We start from the raw sequence: 1,122 nt of genomic DNA on the forward strand, positions 1-1,122 counted from the left end.
GCTCCCGTGACGGGGTCGGGCCGACGCGCGTCGCGGGCCCCGCGGCGCTCAGGCGGTGCGCCCCTCCTCGGGCAGGACCTCCAGCTCCACGAGCATCTCCCGTCCCAGGGACTCGCCCAGCTCGGCGTCCTCGTCCCCCTCCGGTTCGACGCGCAGCGCGAACGTGTACAGGTCCTCGCCGCGCTCGACCCAGCCGACCCACCAGCCCGGCGCGGGGTCGGCCTCCCGGCCCCGCCCGGCCTTGGCGTGGAGGGCGTAGCCGTCGCCCTCCTCCAGGAGGGCGAGTGCGCGCACCGCCTCCTGGTGCGCGTCGTCCACGGGCAGTTCGTCGCGGGCCAGCCTGGCCAGGAAGGCGGTCTGCTCCATCGCGGAGATCTCCAGCGGCCCCTCCAGCCAGAAGCGGTCCAGCGCGTTCGCGTCGCCCACCGAACGGTTGCCGTAGTCCAGCCGGTCCACCCAGGCCGCCATCGGCCCGTGCCCGACCCGGCGGGCCACCTCCTGGTAGACGGGGACGTTCGAGTCGGGCAGGGCCTCGCGCGGGGCCGTGTCCCGCTCCCGCCGGTCGGCGGACCGGGATCCGCCCCCGTGGGGCACCACCTCGTCCACGTCCCCGACCGCGCCCGTCTGGAGCCCCACCAGTGTGCTGACGAGGTCGAAGGTGGACGCGGGGACCGCGCGCTCGCGGGCCCGCTCCGGACCCACCACGGTCGCCTCCCGCTCCATCACGTCGTGGAGCACGAAGGTGCCCTCCACACCCGCGTCGGCGAACACCGCTTCCAGGTCCTCGCGCTCGACGGCGGCCACGTCGCCCCGCGTCAGGGGCGGGGGCCCGGCCTCCGCCCCCTCCCGGGCGTGCCCGTCCGGCTCCCGCGGTCCGTCCACGGCCCCGGCGCACCCCGTGCCCGCGGCCAGGGACAGGACGCATCCGGCCGCGAGCGAGCGCGCCGTCCTCCCGGTGTCGGTTCGCATCCGTCTCCCTCCCCGGTCGGTACTCTCCGCACACGCTAATCCCCGCGTTCCCGCTCCAGGGTGGAGGCGGACGGAGTGTCGAAGACCGGAGGGGGCGCGGCGGACACGGCGCGGACGGCGCGCGACGGCGCCGCTCACGGGTGCCGCGCGGGA

General features: G+C 77.0%; 1 protein-coding gene. It reads right to left on the reverse strand.

Going from position 1 to position 1,122, the window contains the following annotated elements; translation table 11 throughout:
- Window positions 1-48: 48 nt before the first annotated feature.
- Window positions 49-969, reverse strand: a complete 921-nt coding sequence (locus DQW06_RS26240; protein ID WP_117199505.1) for a penicillin-binding transpeptidase domain-containing protein — start codon at window positions 967-969, stop codon at window positions 49-51.
- Window positions 970-1,122 lie beyond the last annotated feature (153 nt).

The sequence above is a fragment of the Nocardiopsis sp. TNDT3 genome (assembly GCF_003427465.1).
GTDB classification, from domain to species: Bacteria; Actinomycetota; Actinomycetes; order Streptosporangiales; family Streptosporangiaceae; genus Nocardiopsis; species Nocardiopsis dassonvillei.